At 54.1% G+C, this 4317-nt stretch carries 5 protein-coding genes; 3 read left to right on the top strand and 2 right to left on the bottom strand.

Translation table 11 applies throughout. From position 1 onward, the window contains the following. On the bottom strand, window positions 1-446 hold a 446-nt coding region (locus BP822_RS08125; RefSeq protein ID WP_286878100.1), incomplete at its 3' end, for a uracil-DNA glycosylase. Between the two features lie 123 nt (window positions 447-569). Between BP822_RS08125 and BP822_RS08120 the strand changes: the two genes are divergently transcribed. Then, entirely contained in the window at window positions 570-806 is a 237-nt protein-coding gene (locus BP822_RS08120) for a hypothetical protein (RefSeq protein ID WP_013719056.1), read from the top strand. A 4-nt stretch (window positions 807-810) separates the two neighbouring features. Here the strand turns inward: BP822_RS08120 and BP822_RS08115 are convergent, their stop codons facing one another. Beyond that, a complete protein-coding gene (locus BP822_RS08115) occupies window positions 811-2076 on the bottom strand; it encodes an NDP-sugar synthase (RefSeq protein WP_286878099.1) in 1266 nt (421 codons plus the stop codon). Between the two features lie 277 nt (window positions 2077-2353). On the opposite strand from BP822_RS08115, the gene BP822_RS08110 reads away from it, so the two are divergent. Together BP822_RS08110 and BP822_RS08105 are read left to right on the top strand one after the other, a co-directional pair. Next, complete coding sequence (locus BP822_RS08110; RefSeq protein ID WP_286878098.1) at window positions 2354-3571, top strand: isocitrate/isopropylmalate family dehydrogenase; 1218 nt, start codon at window positions 2354-2356, stop codon at window positions 3569-3571. Between the two features lie 24 nt (window positions 3572-3595). Continuing rightward, the coding region (locus BP822_RS08105; protein ID WP_286878097.1) for an RIO1 family regulatory kinase/ATPase at window positions 3596-4317 on the top strand (722 nt) is incomplete at its 3' end.

Below are 4317 nucleotides of genomic sequence, written 5' to 3'. Positions count from 1 at the left end.
AGAAAGCGATCGCTCAGAATCCGGCCGCGCAGGACAGTAACCCCCACAACTCCCAGGACGGCTTGAATGGCAGTGTTCCCCATCAGGCAGATGATCCTGGGGCGGATGGCATCCATCTGATCCTCTAGATAGGGCAGACAGAGTTCGATCTCCTTTTTCTTCGGCTTTCTGTTCTGGGGTGGACGGCATTTGATGATACTGGTTATGAAGACATCCTCTCTTTTCAGGCCGGCCTCGTCCAGAGCCTCGTCCAGCAACCTTCCCGCCCTGCCGATGAACGGCAGTCCTTTTAGGTCCTCCTCCCGACCAGGGGCTTCTCCCACCAGCATGATCTCGGCCTCGGTTGGGCCGCTTCCGGGCACAGTGAGGTTTCGGCTGAGAGAAAGAGGACAAAGCTCGCAGGAGGCGATCTTCTCCTGCAGCAGGACCAGGTCTGGCGGGCACATGCTGGCAGCCATTGAAGCTTGTCATTGATAACCCTTCTCCATCGATCCTTCCCCTATGAAAAATCAATCGCAACGAAAGGTTCTTATTTATTCAAGCCCTCTAGCCAGATGAGGAGGGTACTGATGCAGTTCGCAGAGTGGACATATCCCCTGAGGAAGTTTGACGATATATATTATACTATTGAGAGAATAGTTTATGGCAAAGGGGAGCTGAAGGGCTTCACCACCGAAGATATCTACAATAACCTGCGGGATAAGCGCTTTTTCAATGATGTGCAGGATCTGAATCGATATCTGCTGGAGAACGGGCGGAAATATAAGATAAGAAAGATCGACGATACCTGGGAGCGCTATTACTAGCGCTTCATCTGATCTTTTCTTTGAAGTAGATATTTCTCTCATCAATTCCCAGTTCATTGAACCTACCAGTGGCTAGGATGCTATGGCTGTACTTGAGCAGGGCCACCCTTACCCCCGGTGCCACCACCGACTCTGAGGGGAGGACCACATTCTCGCCAACAACCGGAACACCCCCTTCCGCACCATTATTCAATCCTAGAGCACTATGCTCCTCTAAGATGCAATGGCGGCCCACTATTGCTCTGTTGATAATGACTGAATGCATAATATGAGCAAAGCTCATCACCATGCTATCCTTTATCTCAACGTCGCGGTCGATGAGGCTGGTATGGCCGATATGGGAGTTCTCAATGACCACACCCCTCTCTATGCGGCAGTTTCTTCCTATGGAGACATTCCCTTTCAATATGATATCCCCTGAAGCAAGATCCGGCTCGATCCTGGCCAGGGTGCTGGGATGGATCCACTGATTGGTCTTGTAACGGTACTTGCGGTCGAAGTGCCTGACCCGGCCGGAGAGGCAGTCCATAGCCGCCTGATGCAGTCTCTCCGGTGTTCCTATATCTATCCAGTATCCTGCGACGGGGAAGCCGTAGACAGGATAGCCGTTCTCAGTCAGGTAGGGGATCAGATCGCCGCCTATGTCCCTGGCCTTATCACCCATCTTAGCCAGGACCTCCCGGACCTCGGGGCTGAAGAGATAAAAGGCGGTGTTTATCATCCGGCTGGGCTCGCTGCCCGGCTTTGGCTTCTCCACGAAACCGCTGATGCGCATATCCTCATCCACCCGCGCTACGCCGTAAGATGAGATGCTCTCCCCCTGTGCTATCTCCTTTAAAGCGACGGTCAGAACCGGCTTATGCAACTGATGGAACTGGACTATGCTTGACAGATCGATATCGATAAGGTTGTCTCCCGACACCACCAGAAGGTCATCTTTTATATCAAAATAGTTCATGCAATAGCGCAGAGAGTCGGCACTGCCTACGTCATCATAGAGCGGCTGATAGCTGAAATCCTGGTGGTCGGCGATTCCCAGACGCTTGAAGAAGCCCTCACCGGCCTTGAAATAGTTGCTCAGGTTGAGGGTATTGCTCGCTCCCTTGCTGCCTAAAATGAACCGGCGACAGCCCTGGCTGGCCAAAACCCGGAAGAGATTGGCAATTATGGCCGTATCGCATAGCTCCACCAGCGGCTTGGGCTGGTCCAGGGTCAAAGGATAAAGGCGCGTCCCCGAGCCGCCGACGGTTGCTAGAACCTGGGGAAACATGCTCCATAATTGAAGCAGGCAGGAATATAAAACCTATCCCTGCAAATCATACCGATTGCATCTGTTCTATCTCTTCCATTCTATATTCAGTACCCCCGCATGATCTTCATAATGATGCGGGCGATCATGAAAGCGATAAGGAACAGAATAGCATAGAAGGCTATTGTAATTACATCCATGACAGGTAATCAGTCATTTCTGGTTTATAGATTTGATTGCCATACAAAAAGATTGATCAGCCATAAGTGCCCCAACCCAGAGCAATCAGGTGCGATTCATGAATCATACAGGGGCCATAGAGAGGGCGAAGGAGCACTTCGCTGAACTGCTCACCGAGCAGCTCAAGCGCGTTGATCAGATGAAAGCAGGAGAGGACTGGGCGGACTACAGCCGGCTTATGCCGATAATAATTGGGGTGGTAGGAGGAGACGGCATCGGCCCCTTCATCACCAAAGAGGCGGTCCGGGTGCTCGAGTACGTCCTGGCAGAGGAGATCCAGTCGGGAAAGGTCGAGCTGAGGTGGATCTCGGGCCTTACCATCGAGGAGAGGGTCAAAGTGATGAAGGCCCTGCCCGAGGAGACCCTGGCGGCGCTGAAGGAGTGCCATGTGATACTAAAGGGTCCCCTCACCACCCCCAAAAAAGGGGATAAATGGCCAAACCTGGAGAGCGCCAACGTATCCATGCGCCGGGAACTGGACCTCTTCGCCAATGTCCGGCCGGTCAAGGTGCCTGAGAAGGGCATCGATTGGATCTTCTACCGGGAGAACACCGAGGGCGAGTATGTCCTGGGCAGCTCAGGATTCAATGTCACCGAGGACCTGGCAGTGGACTTCAAGGTTATCACCAGCCAGGGAGCGGAGCGGATAGTGCGCCTGGCATTCGAGTATGCCAGGAATAATGGCATCAATAGAGTCTCTGCAGTCACCAAGGCCAATGTGATCAAGACCACTGACGGCAAGTTCCTGGAGATCGCCCGGAGGGTGGCGGCGGAGTATCCGGAAATTCAGTTCGATGACTGGTTCGTGGATATAATGGCGGCAAAGCTGGTGGACGAGAAGCGGAGGCGCGACTTCAAGGTGATCGTCCTGCCCAACCTGTACGGGGACATCCTCACCGATGAGGCCGCGGAGTTCCAGGGCGGGGTGGGCACTGCCGGAAGCGCCAATATCGGCAAGAGGTATGCCATGTTCGAGGCCATCCACGGCTCAGCTCCGCGCATGGTCGATGAGGGCAGAGCGCAGTATGCCGATCCGGCGAGCATGATGAGGGCCTGCGTGATGATGCTGCGCCATATCGGCTTCATAGATCAGGCCAGCCGGATGGAGATGGCGCTGGATATCTGTGGCCAGTTCGAAAAGAGAGTATCTCTCACCGGCAGGCCAGATGGTGCCACTGGAGCCCAGTATGCAGACTATGTGCTCGAGACTGTTCAAGATCCAGATCTACAGAATCGCTGGCAGAGATATCAGGCTTCTGGAGAGGTAAAGCTTTAGCTGAATGATCCCATATTAATTCTCGTGGAAAACCTTGCAGAAGCATTTCTGGGCTTGAGCCGAGAGGATTTCTCTCTGCTGGGCGCGATTGAAACCGGGATGAGGACTCACGAGTGGGTCCCCACTTTTATAATATCCAAGCTTGCCGGCCTCTCCGCCAGCAAATCAGAGTATCGCCTGCAGCATCTTTTTGAGAAAAAGCTGGTGGTACGAGAGGCTCAGCATTACCTGGGCTATCAGATAAACTTCGATTCCTACGACCTTTTAGCGCTCTCAGACTTCGTCCGGCGCGATCAGGTAAAAAGCATCGGAGAGCGGATCGGGGTGGGCAAGGAGTCCGTGGTCCTTGAGGCCCAGGGATACGCCTCTTTAGCCATCAAGTTCCACCGCCAGGGACGGACCAGCTTCAAGCACGTCCGCCGCCTGCGCGATCACCTCAAGGACAAGCCTCGGGTTCCGTGGCTCTATGCCGCCTCCCTGGCGGCGAGACGGGAGTTTGCAGTGATGGAAAAGCTCTACCCAAAGGTCTCCATCCCCCGGCCGGTGGCCATCAGCCGGCATGCTCTGGCAATGGAGTATGTTCCCGGACCCCTGCTCAATAAGATCACCCTCTCCGATCCCGAGGAGGGCTTAAGGTTGATCCTTCAGGAGGTGGGACGGGCTCTAGATCTGGATATCGTCCATAGCGACCTGAGCGAGTTCAATATCATGATCACCGATTCCGGGCCGGTGATCATCGACTGGCC

The organism is Methanosaeta sp. UBA458, assembly GCF_002496085.1.
GTDB lineage: Archaea > Halobacteriota > Methanosarcinia > Methanotrichales > Methanotrichaceae > Methanothrix > Methanothrix soehngenii.
This window is presented reverse-complemented; position numbering and strand designations above follow the sequence as displayed.

Coding starts and splice junctions, on each gene's coding strand:
- BP822_RS08120 (WP_013719056.1), top strand. CDS start 570: ATGCAGTTCGCAGAGTGGACATATCCCCTGAGGAAGTTTGACGATATA.
- BP822_RS08115 (WP_286878099.1), bottom strand. CDS start 2,076: ATGTTTCCCCAGGTTCTAGCAACCGTCGGCGGCTCGGGGACGCGCCTT.
- BP822_RS08110 (WP_286878098.1), top strand. CDS start 2,354: ATGAATCATACAGGGGCCATAGAGAGGGCGAAGGAGCACTTCGCTGAA.